This is a genomic window from Pseudobutyrivibrio sp. (assembly GCF_015057185.1).
Classification (GTDB): Bacteria; Bacillota; Clostridia; order Lachnospirales; family Lachnospiraceae; genus Pseudobutyrivibrio.
The window spans coordinates 15377-32686 of the sequence record NZ_SVEV01000036.1; the positions used below are offsets into that span (position 1 = coordinate 15377).

Below are 17310 nucleotides of genomic sequence, written 5' to 3' on the forward strand. Positions count from 1 at the left end.
GATGGGAGATTAAATATGTTTTGTGAAAATTGTGGAACAAAATTAGAAGACGGTACAGTCTTTTGTACTAACTGTGGCGCAAAACAGGACGTTGTTCCTGCAGTTGCACCAGACTTTAAGCCAGAGGGCGAGACACCTGTTACAACTGTTGACGAGGCAGTTGCTGCAACAGAGTCAGCTGTAGAGGGGGCTCCAGAGGCAGCTCCATCCGCACAGCAGGCAGCTCCTCAGTTCCAGCAGGCACCACAGCAGCCTTATGGTCAGCAGCCATACGCTCAGCAGCCATATGGCCAGCAGCCTTACGGTCAGCCATACCAGGCTGCACCAAAGCAGAATCCGCTTAAGAAGGTACCTATTTGGGCTTGGATTATTATTGCAGTAGTTATTATTGCAGGTATTGTAGGATTTATTTTCCTTAACAAGCGCATGCATACAATTGATATCAATGACTACATCACAGTTGAGTTTGATGGTTATGATACAGTAGGTACAGCTACAATTGTTCTTGATGAAGATTTCTGGGATGAAGTTTACGAGAAGTCAAGCTTCAAGGGCAAGAAGAAGTCTAGCACATTCTCTTCATACTACACTGAGGGTGAGTATATGGAGGATGAGATTGGTGGTTACATCAAGTATGAGCTTGACAAGGATTCAAAGCTTACAAACGGCGATGAAGTTAAGGTTGAGTACAAGATTAAGACTGACAAAATTGCTAAGAAGTACGGTGTTACTATCGAAGCAAAGGACAAGACATTCAAGGTAGCAGATCTTGAAGAGGTTGAGTCATTTAATCCATTTGATGATATTGAAATCACATTTACAGGTGTTTCTGGAGATGGTGAGTTCCAATACGAAGTTACAAACGAAAGAGATATCTATGATGAATTCTCATTCTCATGTGACGATGATTGGTATCTTGAAGAAGGTGACACAACAACAATCAAGTTTGCTGAATATTGGGATGAGGATGAACTTATTGAGTACTGTGCAGAAGAGTACGGTATGATTCCTACAGAGACAGAGATGGAAGTTACTGTAGAGGGACTTGGTTCATATGTTGATGATGCAACACTCCTTACAGCTGCAAATGTAGCAGACATGGATGCAGAAGCTCAGGACGAGATTACAACAGAGCTTGATAGCTTGTATGCTGACTATGACTACACAGTAAACTCTATGGATTACCTCGGTTCATATGTTGTTTCTGATGGAACATACGGCAACTATGTATACTTTGTATACAAGGTAAATCTCGACATCGAGATGGAAGGCGAGTCAGGATCTGTTGAGTACTACACAACAGTTGAGTTCTCAGATGTTGTTGCTAACGCTGATGGAAGCAATATTTCTTACAGCTACATTTCTGGTACACCATACAATTCATATGATTTTGATATCGGTGGATACTATGGATATGTATACGGATATGAGACTCTTGAGGACCTTCAGGACGAAATGTCATACTACGAGTCTTACTATGATGTAACTAATAATGTTTCAGTTTCTGAATAATTATTGAATACCTAAAATACCATCCTAGCCATTTGGCAGGATGGTATTTTTTTTCTTGTGGATATGGATTATAATAGAGAAAGTGTTTAGCACAAGAATAAGTATTTAGGAGAATTTGTTATGGGATTATTTGACAAGAAGAAAAAAGAGCAGGTGGAAGAAACTAAGACACTTACTCTTGAAAATACAGAGGTTAAACCTGATTCAGACAATCAGCAGCGTTATTCTGTAATTGTTGAGAATGTTACAACAATGCTTGATGGAGATGGCGTCATTGTAACTGGTCGTCTTACCGGTAAATTATCAAAGAACGATTATTTGTATTTATATCAGCCTGCTGCCATGCCTGTTCGATGCACAGTAGCTGGTATGGAAGCAAAGCTTGATGATAATAGAACATCTATCGTTGACGAGGCAGAGGATACCGTAGTATCTCTTCAGCTAGATATTGCAGAAGACATCAAAATCAGAAAGTTTGCAGTACTTACAAATCTTGGACCACAGGAGAAATCTAGTGCCAAAATTTCTGCAGAGGACGCTGCTCTAGCAGCACTAATTAATGGCATGCCAGCTTTTGGCAAGGATAATGGTTATCATGCCACACTTGCATATTGGCTTAGCCATGCACATCTTATTACTCCAATTAAATTGGACAAGGAGCCACAGCTTAATGAGAAGGGTGTGGCCACTATCAGCAAGGACGCAAAAATCGGATTTTACATGCTCAAATCTACTGCAAAGCTTGCAGGTACACCTGAGGGACAGGATAGCATGGTACTTCCTTTATTTACAGATTGGCAGTCACTTCGTAGATGGAAGGGCTTAGCTCAGGATGGAACCAAAGTCCACACACAGATTATTAGCTTCCAGCAGCTTTATTCGATGCTCAAAAAGGGCACTGTCTATGCAGGTATAGCTATCAATCCTTTCAATCCTATTCCATGTACACTTCCAGTTCCATATTTGGATACAATTGTTAATACACCTGGATACAAAAATGAATTTGGACCAAAGGAAGGCCAGGGAGCAGTTCAGGAGGAAAAACTTCGCGCTGGACAGAAAATTATGCTTGGACTTCCAAAAGAAAATGAGGAGAATGCAGCTATTCGTGAAAAGCTGGCTGAGTACGGACAGACTCATGAGGATGTTAATTCGATAGCCTTCCTTACAAAAGTAGAAGAAGAAACAAAAAATGTTAGACACTTAGTAGTGTTAGATTTCACACAGGAATATTCAGCTGAAGATATGAAGGAGCATATGGAGGCTATTTATCAACAGCTCAATCCTCTCGCAAAGGAAATTAAGCAGGTTGAGTTTGCGATTAAGGGTAGAATTACAGCTCTTGATGATGTTGTTTCACAGCATCAGGACAAAATGGTTGTATATAGCAAATAGTTTTAGCTTACTTTTACAAGAGGCATAATATGACAACGGAAGAATTGATAATTAAGGACAAGGATTTTGCTAATCAGTTGGAGGGCAAAATCCTTCCTTTTCTAAAAAGCAATATTAAAGATGGTTACTTTACAAACCGTGATGGCCTAAAGCAGTATTATCAGATTCTTATTAATTCACAGGAGAAAGGCTCCATTGTTATTTGCCACGGTTATAGTGAGTTCACTACCAAATTTAGTGAGACCATGTACTATTTCTATGAAATGGGCTATTCGGTTTTTATAGTAGATCATCGAGGACATGGCATGTCAGATAGACAGGTTAGCGGATACTCAAAGATTCATGTTAATCATTTCGAAGATTATGTAGAGGATTTTCATGAGTTTGTTGAGAAAATTGTTATTCCAGAGAGCCTGACAGAAAATCTTTTATTATTTGCCCATTCAATGGGCGGGGCAATTGCTTCACTATACATGGAGAAATATCCAAATGATTTTTCAAAAGCAGTGCTTACATCGCCTATGATAGCGTTAAACACCTCGGGCAAAAGCAATTTTGTAGTGGGACTTGTAAAATTTTTATCTCACATTCCGTTTTTGACCAAAGCATACATGCCAAAGCAGCATGACTATGATCACAAATTCAAATATCCATATTGTTCTTCTATGTCCAAGGCGAGATATACCTTCACATATCAGGAAAGAGAAAGAGTGCCAGAATATCGCACCGATGGCTGCACCTATGGATGGGCTAGAGAGGCTATTAATGTTTCTAAAAAAATTCTTAAAAACGCCCATTTGATTTCAATTCCTGTTATACTTATGCAAGCATCTATGGATACATTGGTTTTACCAGAACCGCAATCCCAATTCGCTCAGTTGGTTCCAAACTGCCGACTTGTGAGATTTGATGGTTGCAAGCATGAGATATTCAATGCTACCGATGATATTATCCTAGACTACTATAAGATGGTATTTGATTTTTATAATGAATGAATTGGTAAGGAGTGCAGTATGTCAGACAAGGATTTTAGAGAGTTTGACCCAGAAGAAACTACAGCAGATATTTCTGATGAGGTTATAGAAGAAGTAACTGGACAAAATAATAAAAACAATACAGATTCAGAAAACGATGACAATGAGAAAAAGCCAACTGAGTTTTGCTACATGTGTCGTCGACCAGACACAATTGCTGGTCCGCTTATTAAATTAGCGCCAGGAATGTCAGTATGTTCAGAATGTATGCAACGTACTTTTGATTCTATGGGCAGCTTTGGATTTGGCGGCGGTGATAATTCAAAGAGTAACGTTGATATGTCAAAGATGCCAAATATTAGCTTCCTTAATCTTGGCTCTTTATTTGGCGAAGGTCCCAAAATTAAAAATGCTCATGGCCCTTCATCTGCTAATAAGGAAGAGGACAGACCAGCTCCAGCAATTGATATTAATAATATTATCCCACCACATAAAATCAAGGCTATGCTTGATGAATACGTTGTTGGTCAGGATTACGCTAAAAAGGTTATGTCTGTAGCAGTTTACAATCACTACAAGCGTGTTGCTACAGGAACAATGGATGACATAGAAATCGAGAAATCTAATATGCTTATGCTTGGACCTACTGGTTCGGGTAAAACATATTTGGTACGTACATTGGCTCGACTTCTTGATGTGCCTCTTGCAATCACAGACGCAACATCACTTACAGAGGCAGGCTATATCGGTGACGATATCGAGTCAGTAGTTAGCAAGCTTTTGGCAGCTGCTGGAAACGATGTGGAGAGATGCCAGCAGGGTATCATCTTCATCGATGAAATTGATAAGCTAGCTAAAAAGAAAAATGCAAATCAGCGTGATGTTAGTGGTGAATCTGTTCAGCAGGGAATGTTAAAGCTTCTTGAGGGGGCGGATGTAGAGGTTCCAATTGGTGCTTCTAGCAAAAATGCAATGGTTCCTACTACTACAATTAATACTAGAAATATATTGTTTATCTGCGGTGGAGCTTTCCCAGCAATGGACGAAATAATAAAGGCTCGCTTGAACAAGCATTCGTCAATGGGATTTATGGCTGACCTCAAGGACAAATATGACGATGACAAAAATATTCTTCAGAAGGTTACAGTTGAGGACCTTAGAGAATTCGGTATGATACCAGAGTTTATCGGAAGACTCCCAATCGTATTTGCGACAGAGTCTCTTGATGAAGATATGCTGGTACGTATTTTAAAAGAGCCAAAGAATGCAATTATCAAGCAATATCAGAAGCTGCTGGAATTAGATGAAGTAAAACTAGAGTTTGAGGATGAGGCTCTTCATGCAATCGCAAGAAAAGCTATTGATAAAAAGCTTGGAGCCAGAGGACTTCGTTCTATCATTGAGGAGTTTATGCTTGATATCATGTATGAGATTCCAAAGGATGACAATATTGGCCAAGTAATTATTACAGAAGATTATATAGAGAAAAAGGGCGGACCTAGAATTCTTGTGAGAACTATGGGGATGATTCCTGAAAAAGTCGCTGTCCAATAGTTACAGAATTGTGAATTCAGAACGATTATAGGTAATAAGTAACGTAAATAAAAATTTGTTCAAAATATTCGGACATTTTCTTTACTTTGAAAAAGTGTTCTGTTAAACTAAATTTAGTTGAGCGTGGGGCTCAACGAGTAATATATTGGAGGTACTTTAGCATGAGCAAAGGTACAGTTAAGTGGTTCAACAATTCAAAGGGCTACGGATTTATCTCAGACGAAGCTGGAAACGATGTATTCGTTCACTTCAGCGGCATCAATTCAGAGGGCTTCAAGACTCTCGAGGAAGGTGCTACAGTTGAGTATGAAGTAACTGATGGGGCAAAGGGACCACAGGCTGTTAACGTAACAGTTGTACGTTAATCAAATTTTTCATTAATCATATTTTTGGGATACCTTTGGTTGTGTTATGAAAAACAAGCTATAGGCAATACAGAATTGATTAAGGGGGAGAGGCAGCGTAAGTAATTACGCTGCTTACTTTTTTTTAGAGGAGAATTAATTGAAAAAGATACTGCATTTTTTACTTAATATATTATTAACTCTATTCTTTATTGTAGCGGTACTTGCTGGATTATTTTTTTATAGGCAATGGAAAAGCGGGAAACTCATAGATTCTAAGATCCCAGAAGCTGTTACAGTTGAAAGTGTTTCTTATGACAGATATGCATACCAGCATATTAGCGCTGAGGCCCAGGAAACCTACGACCAAATATACGACTGTATAATCAATTTCGATGATGCAGTTACACTTGTCACAAATGATGAAAATGTGCTCAATGCTGCTTATGAAGCTATGACTGCAGATTATGGTGATTTATTTTGGATTAGTGGATATCAGTACAATACCTACACTTCTGGGGATGAAGTCGTACGTCTAGAGTTTTTACCTAAATATACAATGTCTGAAGATCAAAAAAATGTTTATCAGGCAAGTGTGGAACAAATATCTAACCAGTGGTTGTCGGGCATAAGCCAGTCTGCCAGTGATTATGAAAAAGCTAAATACGTTTTTGAGACCCTAATTGAAAATGTAGATTATGATGTAAATAGCCAGGAAAATCAAAATATTCTCAGCGTTTTCTTATATAACAAGACCGTATGTCAGGGATATGCAGATGCAGCATGGTACCTTTTGGACAAGCTTGGAATAAACAGTGTGGTTATTACAGGAACGGCCAACAACGAGAATCATGCATGGAATTTAGTATACCTTGATGGTGCCTATTATTATATGGACGTAACCTGGGGAAATAGTAAATATTTAAACCAAAATAATGACACAACAAAGCGTGTGAACTATGCATACATGGCACTGACTACAGAGGAAATTAGCCAGAGTCACACTATAACATCTAGCTTTGAAGTGCCAGAATGCTTGTCCAATGCAGATAATTATTATGTCCATGAGGGCCTCTACTATGATTGGTTTGGGACAGATGCTATAGGAAATAGAATTGCCCAGTCCTTTGAAGCGGGGGATAGTGAAATATCCTTAAAGTTTAGCAGTTCTGATCTTTACGGACGAGTAATTACCTATTTCTTTGATGAAAAGCACATTACAGATTATTGTAAAGATATTGAATCGATCTATTATTTGAAGGACGATAATGCAAATGTTTTGACAATTCAATGGTAAAAATTGAATAAACTAAAATATTTGACGCATGTGGTTTTAAAAACTACATGATGAATTAATAAAAACTATTTACGTGGTATTGCTTTGGTGGTAATATATACTTGATTATTGATACGGAGGAATACCATGTACAAAATTATATTAGATAGTTGTGGAGAACTTACAGATGAGATGAAGGCTGATGGACGTTTTGTTAATGTTCCATTGACTTTAGAGATAGATGATGAACAAATTGTAGATGACGAGACTTTTGATCAGGCAAGCTTTATTAAAAAGGTCGCAGAAAGTCCTAATGCTCCTAAATCAGCATGTCCTTCACCAGAGGCTTTTATGAAGGAGATGGAATGCGATGCTGATAATGTTTACGTAGTCACTCTTTCGGCTGAGCTTTCTGGTTCATACAATAGTGCCTGCCTTGGCAAGGATTTATTCCATGAGGAAAATTCTGAGAAAAATGTACACATTTTTAACTCTAAATCAGCTTCTATTGGCGAGACATTAATTGCTCTTAAAATTGCTGAGTGTGAAAATGCTGGCATGTCTTTCGAAGAAGTAATTGCAAAGGTTGACGAATACATCGAGGGGCAGCACACATTCTTCGTGCTTGAGACACTTGAAACATTTAGAAAATCAGGACGTCTTTCTGGATTAAAAGCAGTTATCGCAGACACTCTTAATATCAAACCTGTTATGGGTTCTACAGAGACTGGTTATATTCAGCAGTTGGCCAAGGGCCGTGGCATGAATATGGCCATTGAAAAGATGACAAAATGTCTTATGGATGTAACAACAAATTGTGAGGACAAGATTCTTGCAATTTCTCATTGCAACTGTCCTGAGCGTGCTCTATCATTAAAGAAAAAAATGGAGTCGATTGCCAATTTTAAAGAGATCTTTATCGTGGACATGAGAGGTGTTAGTACCATGTATGCAAACGATGGAGGCGTTATCATGGTAGTCTAGTTTGATTAATGACATACGAAGAGATTGTTAATATAATTGATAATAAACGTCGATTTGGAAAAGCTTGCGGGAGAGATGTGACATCACATTTTATGGATGCTCTTAACCATCCGGAAATGGGATTTCACATTATCCACATAGCTGGCACCAACGGCAAGGGATCAGTGGCAGCTTTTGTGAGTAGTATCTTACAGGCTGCTTCTTTTGCGTCTAATGAGCCTTTTAAAGTGGGGTTGTTTACCTCTCCCCATTTGATTGATTATACAGAGAGAATTCAAATAAATGGTCAGCAGATTTCTAGAGAGGACGTCACTAGAATTGGAACGATGCTTCTTGGTGTAGATTTGGATTTAGAGCCAACAATGTTTGATTATTGGTTAGCTATGGCTATGGTGTATTTCCGTGAAAACAATGTGGATTATGTAGTTCTTGAAACTGGTCTTGGTGGGGCAAAGGATTCTACCAATGGATTATCACAATATCCTGAAGTTTGTGCAATCACATCCATAGGCTTAGAGCATACCCAGTATTTAGGTGATACCATAGAAGCTATTGCTGGTGAAAAGGCGGGCATTATTAAACCAAAAGTTCCTGTTGTAATTGGTCAGTTACCTCTAGGTGCTGTTTCCGTTATTAGCGAGAGGGCTCATAGCCTTGGCGCTGAGGTTTTTCAGGCACAGCCAATAGATACTAACATTGAACTTGGTTTATTTGGTGGATATCAACGTCAAAATGCAGCTACTGCTGTGGAAATAATAAAGAATTTACCAATAAAAATTACAATGGAAAGTATTAAGAAGGGGCTAGCAGAAGCCTCTTGGCCTGGTAGAATGCAGATTATATCTAAGAATCCATTTATTCTATTAGATGGAGCTCATAACCCATCTGGGGTACAGGCTTTATATGATAGCCTTAGGGCGGAATTTCCAAATGAAAAGTTTTCATTTATAATGGCAGTAATGGCGGATAAAGATTATCTGGAAATGGTAGAAATCATCCGTCCGATTATTGCTGAGATTTATACCGTGACTATTGAATATTCTAGAGCGATGCAATCTCAGAAATTAGCAGAGAGTCTTCAAAGCATCGGTATAGCTGCAATTTCTTGTGAGGATTACAAAAAAGCAGTTAAATTGGCTAGTTGTAGCGGACACAAGGTTATAATGATGGGGTCATTATATTTTATTGGTGAGGTTTTACATGATAAGAACGAGGCAGGAAGCGTGTAGCGTTCTTGGGTTGACTATTTACGCTACTAATTCCCAGGTTAAAACAGCATACAAAGAATTGGTCAAAAAATATCATCCTGATGTTACTGGCAGCAATGACGTTACTATGTATGAGCAAATAACAGAGGCCTATCAGTTTCTCATGACTGAATCAAAAGGTAAAGTTATGACTCATTCTAGGGTTGTGGGTAAACCTCAACAGAGAACCACTGCAAGCAATGCGGACTATGCAGCATTTCAGAAAAAGGCGGCTAGACAAAAGCAAAAAAAGGCAGAAGAGTTTGCTCAGAAACAAAAGGAGTTTGCAGATAAAGCAAAAAAACAAGAAGCTGATTATAAGAGAGCTATGGAGGCAATTGATGCTATTCGAGCGGCTCGAACCTTGCAGGCAATGATATGGGCCAATGGATTAGGAAAAAATAATGGAGATAATGAAAAAGCGGACTGATGAAAATATATTTTTAGCTGTAGTAGCAGTAGCACTACCTACTATGCTTGAACAGATTTTGTCGGTTTTAATGCAGTATGTTGATACTGCAATGGTTGGGCATCTCGGTGCCAAAGCTACGGCAGCTGTATCTACTTCAACCACTATAACTTGGTTGATAGGAAGTATTCCTGTTGCTTTTGGCGTTGGAGCTATGACTATGATTGCCCAAGCAATTGGCGCAGAAGAAAAGCACAAAATTGCTCAGGTGGCAAAGCTTAGCCTTTTGTTTGCGGTTGGCGTAGGTGTAGTAGTAGAAGCGATATGTCTGGCAGTGTGTCCATTTGTGGCAGGCTGGATGGGGGCTACAAGCGAAGTAGCACCTGCAGCTACAAGATATTTCTTCTGGGTTTCTGTACCAATAGTTTTTAAATCTATAAATATAATACTTGCCGCTGCAGTCAGAGCCACTAAGGACACCAAAACACCTATGTATATTGGAGTTGGTGCCAATATTATGAATGTGGTTTTGGATTACATATTTATTTATGTTCTAAATTTGGGTGTAGATGGTGCTGCATATGCCACATGTATTTCCGCAGTTGCTGGCGGTGTTCTAATGCTATTAGCATTCTTCCATCATCCTGAGTTTAGATTCGAAGGCAATTTCTTTGACACTGAAAAAGAAATTCAGCGAAGAATGTGGAAGCTTGCAATTCCATTACTCTTGATTAACGTGGCTTCTACCTCTGGCTATGTTGTTTTTGCAGGGCTGGTATCTCATATGGGCACTATTATATTTGCAGCCCATAGTATAGCAGTAGGAGCTGAGGAGTTATTCTATATTGGCGGATATGGTTTCAAATCATCTGCTAATACAATGGTTGGAATTGCCTATGGTGAACAGAATTATCCTAAATATCGCAAAGTCTGCGTTAGCAGTATCATAGCCACAGTTGCAATTATGACTATTAGTGGAGTGTTACTATATATATTGGCAGCGCCTTTGATGGGAATATTTACAGAGGATGCAGAGGTAATTGCGCTAGGTAGTCGTGTACTGAAAATGGTTGCCTTTAACGAGCCATTCTTTGGTTTATATATTATTACAGAAGGAATATATTACGGATTAGGCAGGACAAAGTATCCATTTGTAATAGAATTTTGCGGCATGTGGTTAGTGAGAATTCTCCCAACGTACATAGGAATCCATTTCTTTGGTATGGGATTGATTTATGTATGGTGCTGTATGATTGCGGACAATGTACTAAAAGCAGTGTTCTTAACAGTTCCAGTAAAATATCTTTGGAAAAAAGCTAATAAATAAGTAGCAATATAATACTTATTATGCTAATATATATATTAGCTTGATTGATATAATATAAATTATTTCAATCATAATAATTAAAGGGTGCGATAAGGAGAATGATATGTTTTGTGAAAAATGTGGTAAAGAATTACCTGATGGAGTAAAGTTTTGTTCTGGCTGTGGTGCGCCACAGAACCCGCAGCAGAATACATTTAATCAACAACAGCAATATAGTGCACAGCCTGATTATGGATACAATCAGCAACAGCAATATAGTGCACAGCCTGATTACGGATACAATCAGCAACAGCAATATAATGCGCAGACTGATTATGGATATGCACAGCAACAATATGCTCAACAGCCTGGATACTATCCACCTAAGAAAAAGGGCCATGGTCTACTGGTTGTACTGATTCTTTTATTTATAGTTGTTGTGGGATTCGGTAGCTTATACTTTATTTTCCCAACACCACAAAAGGCGGTTGAAAAATGGTTTGAAGCTGTGAAGGATCTCGAATTTGACGAAGCAGCCAAGTACATGGATTCTAAATCAGCAGCTGCATTACATTTGTTATCTTCCTACGAGGACGATGCATATGGTGTTTTTGGCGATTTGTTCGCTGGTGTAGAGCTAGAAGATGTTGAAGCTGATTATGGTGATGATGCTAATATAGTCACTGATGTATTTAATAAATATTTTGCAGATGAATGCACAGTGTATGTTACTGTCAGCTATGACGGCGACGAGGAAGTGCTTGAATTACCTATGATCAACGAAGGCATTGGTGATTGGAAGATTGATGGTGGTGAAATCGATTTATAAATAAACTATTTAGGATTCAGGGCAATTTGCTCTGAATCCTTTTTCGTTATATGGATGAAAAAGGTGTTTAATATACTGCGTTATAGAAAATGCGTATAATATTAAAATATGTTGACATGTAATGATTATTGTGATAACATTCGTATGTTTGTAGAATTGTTATTTTGTTTTTGCAAATTGAGAGGTGAAAAATGGAACTTACAACACTTAATAAAGAGTACAATTTATTACGTGAAGAGAGCCAGGAAAAATTTGTTAAAATGAGCATGATTGAGCCAGATATCAATTTTGTTGAAGAATATTGGATTACTTCTGATCATACTCTTGGTAATACAAAGGCTTATTTTAATTCATATGAGATGGCTGTTGAGTTTGCCCTCGATAGAGTTGATTATAGAATGTTATTAAATGAAGATGGTCAAAAGCCATTTATTATTCTTGTTAATGGCAAGGCAATTAATACTCACGGTCAGCTTGAAGCTTTTCTTAATGGAGAATTCCAGATCAAGGCTGAGAACATCGTTGAGAATCACGTAAGAAAATTATATGCTTTTTAATTAGGTTAACTAAGGACATCCTTATGATGTCCTTTTTATTTTGCAAGAAAACCACCCTGTTTTTTACCAGTAAAGAAAAATCTTATTTGCCTAATATTCTTGTTAGCTGGATAGACCAGTGATAACATTGACTCAAGATGTGTTTATCATGAGATGGCTAAGTATGCGGGGAGCTTTATGACTAGGGTAAAATTAAAGAACGATTATGTAAAAGTAGTTAATGATGGAAAAATAATAGGGGATTGTGGTGGAAATCAGGACTTTTTCAAGCGGTCTGACATACCATTTGCAGCTGGTCAAGGGTGCGGTATGGTGGCAGCGATAGATGTATGCTTATATTTGAACAATACATCTACAATTACGCTAACAGATTATATTCTTTCGGCCAAAACGTTTATTAAAAGACATAAACTATCTGGTCTATTCTTGCGTGAAATTAAAAGGAATAATAGGACTGTTTTTTCGATAGGAATTATTCCTGCCCAGATTTGTAAAGAATTAAATGATTGCTGTAGAAGGATACAACTGCCTTATAGATTCAAATGGTATGGACTACACGGGCATAAGAATTTGTATGAAAAAATTAAGCAGCAATTAGAAAACGATATCCCAGTTATCTGGTCAATTTATGCTCCTGGCAAAGAAAAATTAGCCTTATATAAATATGATGATTTGAAGGAAAATTATTTTAAAGTGGGAGCTGTAAATAACCACTATATGACTATAGTTGGGCTGACAGAATCCGCCACTGCTGATGCTAAATTACGGATGGCTGAGGTGTCCAGCTGGGGCAAAAAATATTACATAAATTTCGACGAATATTTACAGTTTGAAGGGGCGAGTTTAATAAACAAATACTGTTCTAATATTGTCTACTGTAAGCGTAGTTTTTAATATTATAATATATTTCATATATGCTATAATCATGTAGTTAAATATAGTAATGAAATAAGGGAAGGATAATGAAAAAGAGAATATTAATTATTATCTGCATAATAGCAGTTTTGATTGCAGCAGCTGGCATAGGTTTATTTGCCTATTACAATGTTCAATCGGATTTGGTTTATGCAGAGGTTTACGTAGAGGCTGGTTCATCTAATTGCGATGTTTCAGAATTTCTTAAGCGTGAGGCTTCCGGCGCCAAATTCACAAAAGATTCTGCATTCGACGTCAATGTTCCTGGCGATTATCAACTGAAGATTGAATGGAAAATGCCTATATTCGGCAAGCAGACATATGATACAGTTTTGCATGTTCAGGATACAATCGCTCCTACAGTTACACTTGCAACAGATGCAGTTACAATGTACACAAATGCAACTCCACCAACTGCCGCAGATTTGGTAGAGGCTGTAAATGATGTAACCAACTGCACTATTGATTTTGCAGAACAGTACGATTTTACCACTGAGGGGCAGTTCGATATTACTATAGTTGTATCAGATACATCAGGTAATACTACAGAAACTACAATCCCATGTACAGTTGTAGAGGACATAACTCCACCTGAGATTACTGGTGTAGAGCCGATTGAAATTGCCCAAGGTGATACTGTTTCATACAAGAAAAATGTTGAAGTAACTGATAATTACGATCCTAATCCAACCTTGGAAGTGGATAGCTCCCAGGTAAATGTAGATAAGCGTGGTACTTATACAGTGACTTACATTGCAACTGACGAGGCTGGAAACACAACTGAGAAAAGCACTACAGTGAGAATAGTGTCAGCTAAAATTGATGCAGCCACAGAAGAGACAGTAAATGCCATGGCAGATGAGATTTTAGCAGAAATCATCACCGATGGAATGAGTCAAAAAGAGCAAGCTAGAGCAGTATTTAACTGGGTAGTTAACAATATTACATATTCTGAATCTGCAGGTATCGATGATTTGCTATCGGCTGCATATAAGGGAATGTATTATCGTGTTGGAGATTGTACTGTTAAACAGAAAACTGCTGAGGTTATGTTAAATAGACTTGGTATCAAAAATATGGAAATAGAGAAAATCCGTGATACCAGAGGACATTATTGGTTATTAATTGATATTGGCGAGGGCTGGTATCATTATGATCCAAACCTACAATTGGATGGAACTTTGATTTTTTACTGGCATGATGCGGATCTTTGGGAATATTCAAATACACATGGCAATACTCACAATTATGATCCTAGTAAATATCCTACAATACAATAAATTCAGGAGGAATTGACATAATGAAAAACAAATTATTAGTATTAGCTGTTTCAGCAACTTTAGCTCTTTCAATGGTTGCATGCGGCGGCTCTAGTGACACAAAGGTAATTGAGTCAGACAACACTCAGGCGGCAGGTTCTTCTGATTCTGCAGATGCGGCATCAGGATACGTATTTACGTATAATGGACAGCAGATTCCTGTAGATGCAGATGCAGCTCCTATAGTAGAGGCACTTGGCGAACCTCAAGAATATTTTGAGTCACCAAGCTGTGCAGCAGATGGAATCGGAAAACTATATACTTATAGTGATTTTGAAATCCAAACCTATCCAGATGGCGACAAGGACCTTATTCTTTATGTCCTTCTTAGAACTGATAATGTGGCTACTGCCGAAGGTATCGATCTTTCTAGCTCAAGAGATGATATCATTGCAGCCTATGGCGAACCAACAACAGAGGCAACAGGAGCCATGACATACGAAAAGGATGGAGTATCCCTAGTATTTATTTTTGATGGAGATAGTCTCATTTCTATCGAATATGATAGTCCTCAGAATAAATAAATTGTCTGAAAATCCAAGGGATTTTTTAAAGCTTTGCAACTTTAGAAAATCCCTTGACTTATACTAAAAGTTACTATAGAATAACACATGTCGTCAGGAAGTGGCGGCTGGTCGAAAGACTGGCACCATCGTTTCAATTTCGTTGAAACTCTGGCACTATGCGCGAGTGGCTCAGTTGGTGGAGCGCCACCTTGCCAAGGTGGAGGTCGCGGGTTCGAGTCCCGTCTCGCGCTCTTTTAGTATAAAAAATAGGATCATCCATTTATGGGTGATCCTATTTTTTATACTAAATGATTACTTTAAATCGAGACGGGACGAAATGCATATAGGAGGGACCCACTTTAGTGGGAGGAACCTGTTTGCTACGACGCAGCCGTGCGAAGCACATATAATGCTGCGTCTTCCCACTTGATTTATCGAGCTCGCGCAATTTGACGAGATGCTTTCTTAATCCCGTCGAGCGTGGGGTACACAAGGGGTACAACCAGGGGCTTTTTGCTTAGTTGAAAGTCCACTATAACGAAATAAAAGCAGCGAGACTGCCTCTATTTGCACCCATGATTCTATGTGAATAAAAAAGATTAGGGTTACAGTGTGTGCAATAGTTGGTGGTCTCGATATGGCTTTCTGGAATTCCTGCTTCAAGGAATACAAGGCGGCAGGAAGCCCATAAATCTAACATATATTTGTCTTTGTCGTCAGGATTAAAAATAGATGGTCGAAGTAATGTTGATTTATGTTCTTCACCAAAAGCCTTTATAAATTCATTGGCAACATCGGCGCTTACTTCATAACAATCTTTGCATATGCTAGGTCCGATTCCGCATAAGATATCATTCACATTGCATCCAAACTCAGTACACATTTTTTCAACAGTAACTTTACCAATCTTGCCCACTGTGCCGCGCCAGCCGGAGTGAGAAAGTGCCACTACTTCTTTTACTGGGTCATAAAAGAATAATGGAACGCAATCTGCATAAAAAGTCACAAGTGGCATATCTTTTATGTTAGTGATTAAGCCGTCTACATCATCGTAGGGCAGTGGCTTTGTAAGCCCGTTTCCGGCATCCTTCTCATCTACGATAATCACGTTTGTGGTATGAGTTTGTTTTGAAAGACACATACGATCGTAATTCATACCTAAAGCATTTGCTATGCGGTGGTAGTTTTCGCGTACATTTTCATCTGAATCGCCTCTATTGAAGCCGAGATTTAGTGAATCATATACACCTTCGCTGACGCCACCGATTCTTGTGGAAAAACCGTGCTTTACACCTGCGTTTTTGAAAGAACTAAATGTAACAAATGATACGTTATTTTGGGTTTCTAAATTCATAACATTAACCGCCTATAATTATAATTTAATCATGAGTATAGCATATCGTCCTGACAAAAACCGAAAAAAGGATATTTGAATTTTCTGAAAATCGGAGAATAAAAGTGAAGCTTTGCAACTTTAAAAAATGTATTGACTTATGTGAAAAGTTACTATAGAATAACACATGTCGTCAGGAAGTGACGGCTGGTCGAAAGACTGGCACCATCGTTTCAACTTCGTTGAAACTCTGGCACTATGCGCGAGTGGCTCAGTTGGTGGAGCGCCACCTTGCCAAGGTGGAGGTCGCGGGTTCGAGTCCCGTCTCGCGCTCTTTTAGTATAAAAAATGAGGTCATCCAATAGGATGATCTCATTTTTTATATTAAAAGAGCAATTTACATTTTCTTCTTTCTCTGGGTAATAATCATTCCAGGGACAGTATTCTTGCCATAATTGAGATTTGTACAGCTTAAGTGTTTCTTTATTGTCGGAGTTATCTGCAAGTAATATCTTTCTCATAAGTAGTCTTCCCATTTTACTTATTTTATTTTTTATATTTATAGCAAAGGCATATTCGCCACGTTAAGGCTAATAGTATATGATGATTTGCTAATTATTAGATAATTGGCGCAATTCACACAAATGGTTGCTTTGGGGCGGAGATGATTTACTTTAAAAAAATATGGATTTTTCATTGACACTGTAAAATATAGGTGATATTATAATCGAGCGCTGTGGGACAGCAAGTCACACAGTGCAAAACGAAAAAGCAGATTGATAACTGAACAGTGAAACAAACCTTGAATTAATACAAGTTAATTGGTAACAAGCAAGCTTGTTACTTACAC

General features: G+C 38.2%; 16 protein-coding genes and 2 tRNA genes. 17 read left to right on the forward strand and 1 reads right to left on the reverse strand.

What is annotated here, in order from left to right; all coding sequences use genetic code 11:
* The first annotated feature begins 15 nt into the window (after window positions 1-15).
* The 16 genes from E7276_RS13015 to E7276_RS13090 all read left to right on the forward strand — a co-directional run bounded on the left by E7276_RS13015 (window position 16) and on the right by E7276_RS13090 (window position 15378).
* Entirely contained in the window at window positions 16-1512 is a 1497-nt protein-coding gene (locus tag E7276_RS13015; RefSeq protein WP_294218433.1) for a zinc ribbon domain-containing protein, read from the forward strand.
* Window positions 1513-1632: 120 nt separating this feature from the next.
* Window positions 1633-2907 carry an SseB family protein gene (locus E7276_RS13020; protein WP_294218437.1) on the forward strand — a complete coding sequence of 425 codons (1275 nt, stop codon included), beginning with the start codon at window positions 1633-1635 and terminating at the stop codon, window positions 2905-2907.
* Between the two features lie 29 nt (window positions 2908-2936).
* Window positions 2937-3902, forward strand: coding sequence for an alpha/beta hydrolase (locus E7276_RS13025; RefSeq protein WP_294218440.1), 966 nt, complete (start codon window positions 2937-2939; stop codon window positions 3900-3902).
* 18 nt (window positions 3903-3920) lie between these two features.
* Complete coding sequence (gene clpX, locus E7276_RS13030; RefSeq protein WP_294218442.1) at window positions 3921-5435, forward strand: ATP-dependent Clp protease ATP-binding subunit ClpX; 1515 nt, start codon at window positions 3921-3923, stop codon at window positions 5433-5435.
* Window positions 5436-5596: 161 nt separating this feature from the next.
* Complete coding sequence (locus tag E7276_RS13035) at window positions 5597-5800, forward strand: cold-shock protein (protein WP_028235478.1); 204 nt, start codon at window positions 5597-5599, stop codon at window positions 5798-5800.
* 139 nt (window positions 5801-5939) lie between these two features.
* Window positions 5940-7076 (forward strand): transglutaminase domain-containing protein, encoded by a 1137-nt coding sequence (locus E7276_RS13040; RefSeq protein WP_294218443.1) that lies wholly within the window; start codon window positions 5940-5942, stop codon window positions 7074-7076.
* A 126-nt stretch (window positions 7077-7202) separates the two neighbouring features.
* The gene (locus E7276_RS13045) at window positions 7203-8039 is read left to right on the forward strand and encodes a DegV family protein (RefSeq protein ID WP_294218444.1); all 837 of its coding nucleotides are present in this window, start codon (window positions 7203-7205) and stop codon (window positions 8037-8039) included.
* An 8-nt stretch (window positions 8040-8047) separates the two neighbouring features.
* On the forward strand, window positions 8048-9268 hold the full coding sequence (locus E7276_RS13050; RefSeq protein ID WP_294218445.1) for a bifunctional folylpolyglutamate synthase/dihydrofolate synthase: 1221 nt from the start codon (window positions 8048-8050) through the stop codon (window positions 9266-9268).
* A complete protein-coding gene (locus E7276_RS13055) occupies window positions 9240-9716 on the forward strand; it encodes a J domain-containing protein (protein WP_294218447.1) in 477 nt (158 codons plus the stop codon). The genes E7276_RS13050 and E7276_RS13055 overlap by 29 nt, the downstream gene beginning before the upstream one ends.
* Window positions 9700-11022, forward strand: a complete 1323-nt coding sequence (locus E7276_RS13060; RefSeq protein ID WP_294218448.1) for an MATE family efflux transporter — start codon at window positions 9700-9702, stop codon at window positions 11020-11022. Before E7276_RS13055 ends, E7276_RS13060 begins: the two co-directional genes overlap by 17 nt.
* A gap of 103 nt (window positions 11023-11125) precedes the next feature.
* Window positions 11126-11830: a zinc ribbon domain-containing protein gene (locus E7276_RS13065; RefSeq protein WP_294218449.1), complete on the forward strand. Its 705-nt coding sequence runs from the start codon at window positions 11126-11128 to the stop codon at window positions 11828-11830.
* A gap of 191 nt (window positions 11831-12021) precedes the next feature.
* Window positions 12022-12387, forward strand: coding sequence for a hypothetical protein (locus E7276_RS13070; RefSeq protein ID WP_294218450.1), 366 nt, complete (start codon window positions 12022-12024; stop codon window positions 12385-12387).
* A 177-nt stretch (window positions 12388-12564) separates the two neighbouring features.
* Window positions 12565-13281, forward strand: coding sequence for a hypothetical protein (locus E7276_RS13075; protein WP_294218452.1), 717 nt, complete (start codon window positions 12565-12567; stop codon window positions 13279-13281).
* Between the two features lie 68 nt (window positions 13282-13349).
* On the forward strand, window positions 13350-14582 hold the full coding sequence (locus tag E7276_RS13080; protein ID WP_294218453.1) for an immunoglobulin-like domain-containing protein: 1233 nt from the start codon (window positions 13350-13352) through the stop codon (window positions 14580-14582).
* 20 nt (window positions 14583-14602) lie between these two features.
* Entirely contained in the window at window positions 14603-15145 is a 543-nt protein-coding gene (locus tag E7276_RS13085) for a hypothetical protein (RefSeq protein ID WP_294218454.1), read from the forward strand.
* A gap of 160 nt (window positions 15146-15305) precedes the next feature.
* A tRNA-Gly gene (locus tag E7276_RS13090) sits at window positions 15306-15378 on the forward strand.
* Between the two features lie 281 nt (window positions 15379-15659).
* Here E7276_RS13090 and pgeF read toward each other — a convergent pair.
* Entirely contained in the window at window positions 15660-16481 is an 822-nt protein-coding gene (gene pgeF, locus E7276_RS13095; protein WP_294218456.1) for a peptidoglycan editing factor PgeF, read from the reverse strand.
* A 239-nt stretch (window positions 16482-16720) separates the two neighbouring features.
* On the opposite strand from pgeF, the gene E7276_RS13100 reads away from it, so the two are divergent.
* Window positions 16721-16793: transfer RNA gene (locus tag E7276_RS13100), tRNA-Gly, on the forward strand.
* Window positions 16794-17310: the final 517 nt, after the last annotated feature.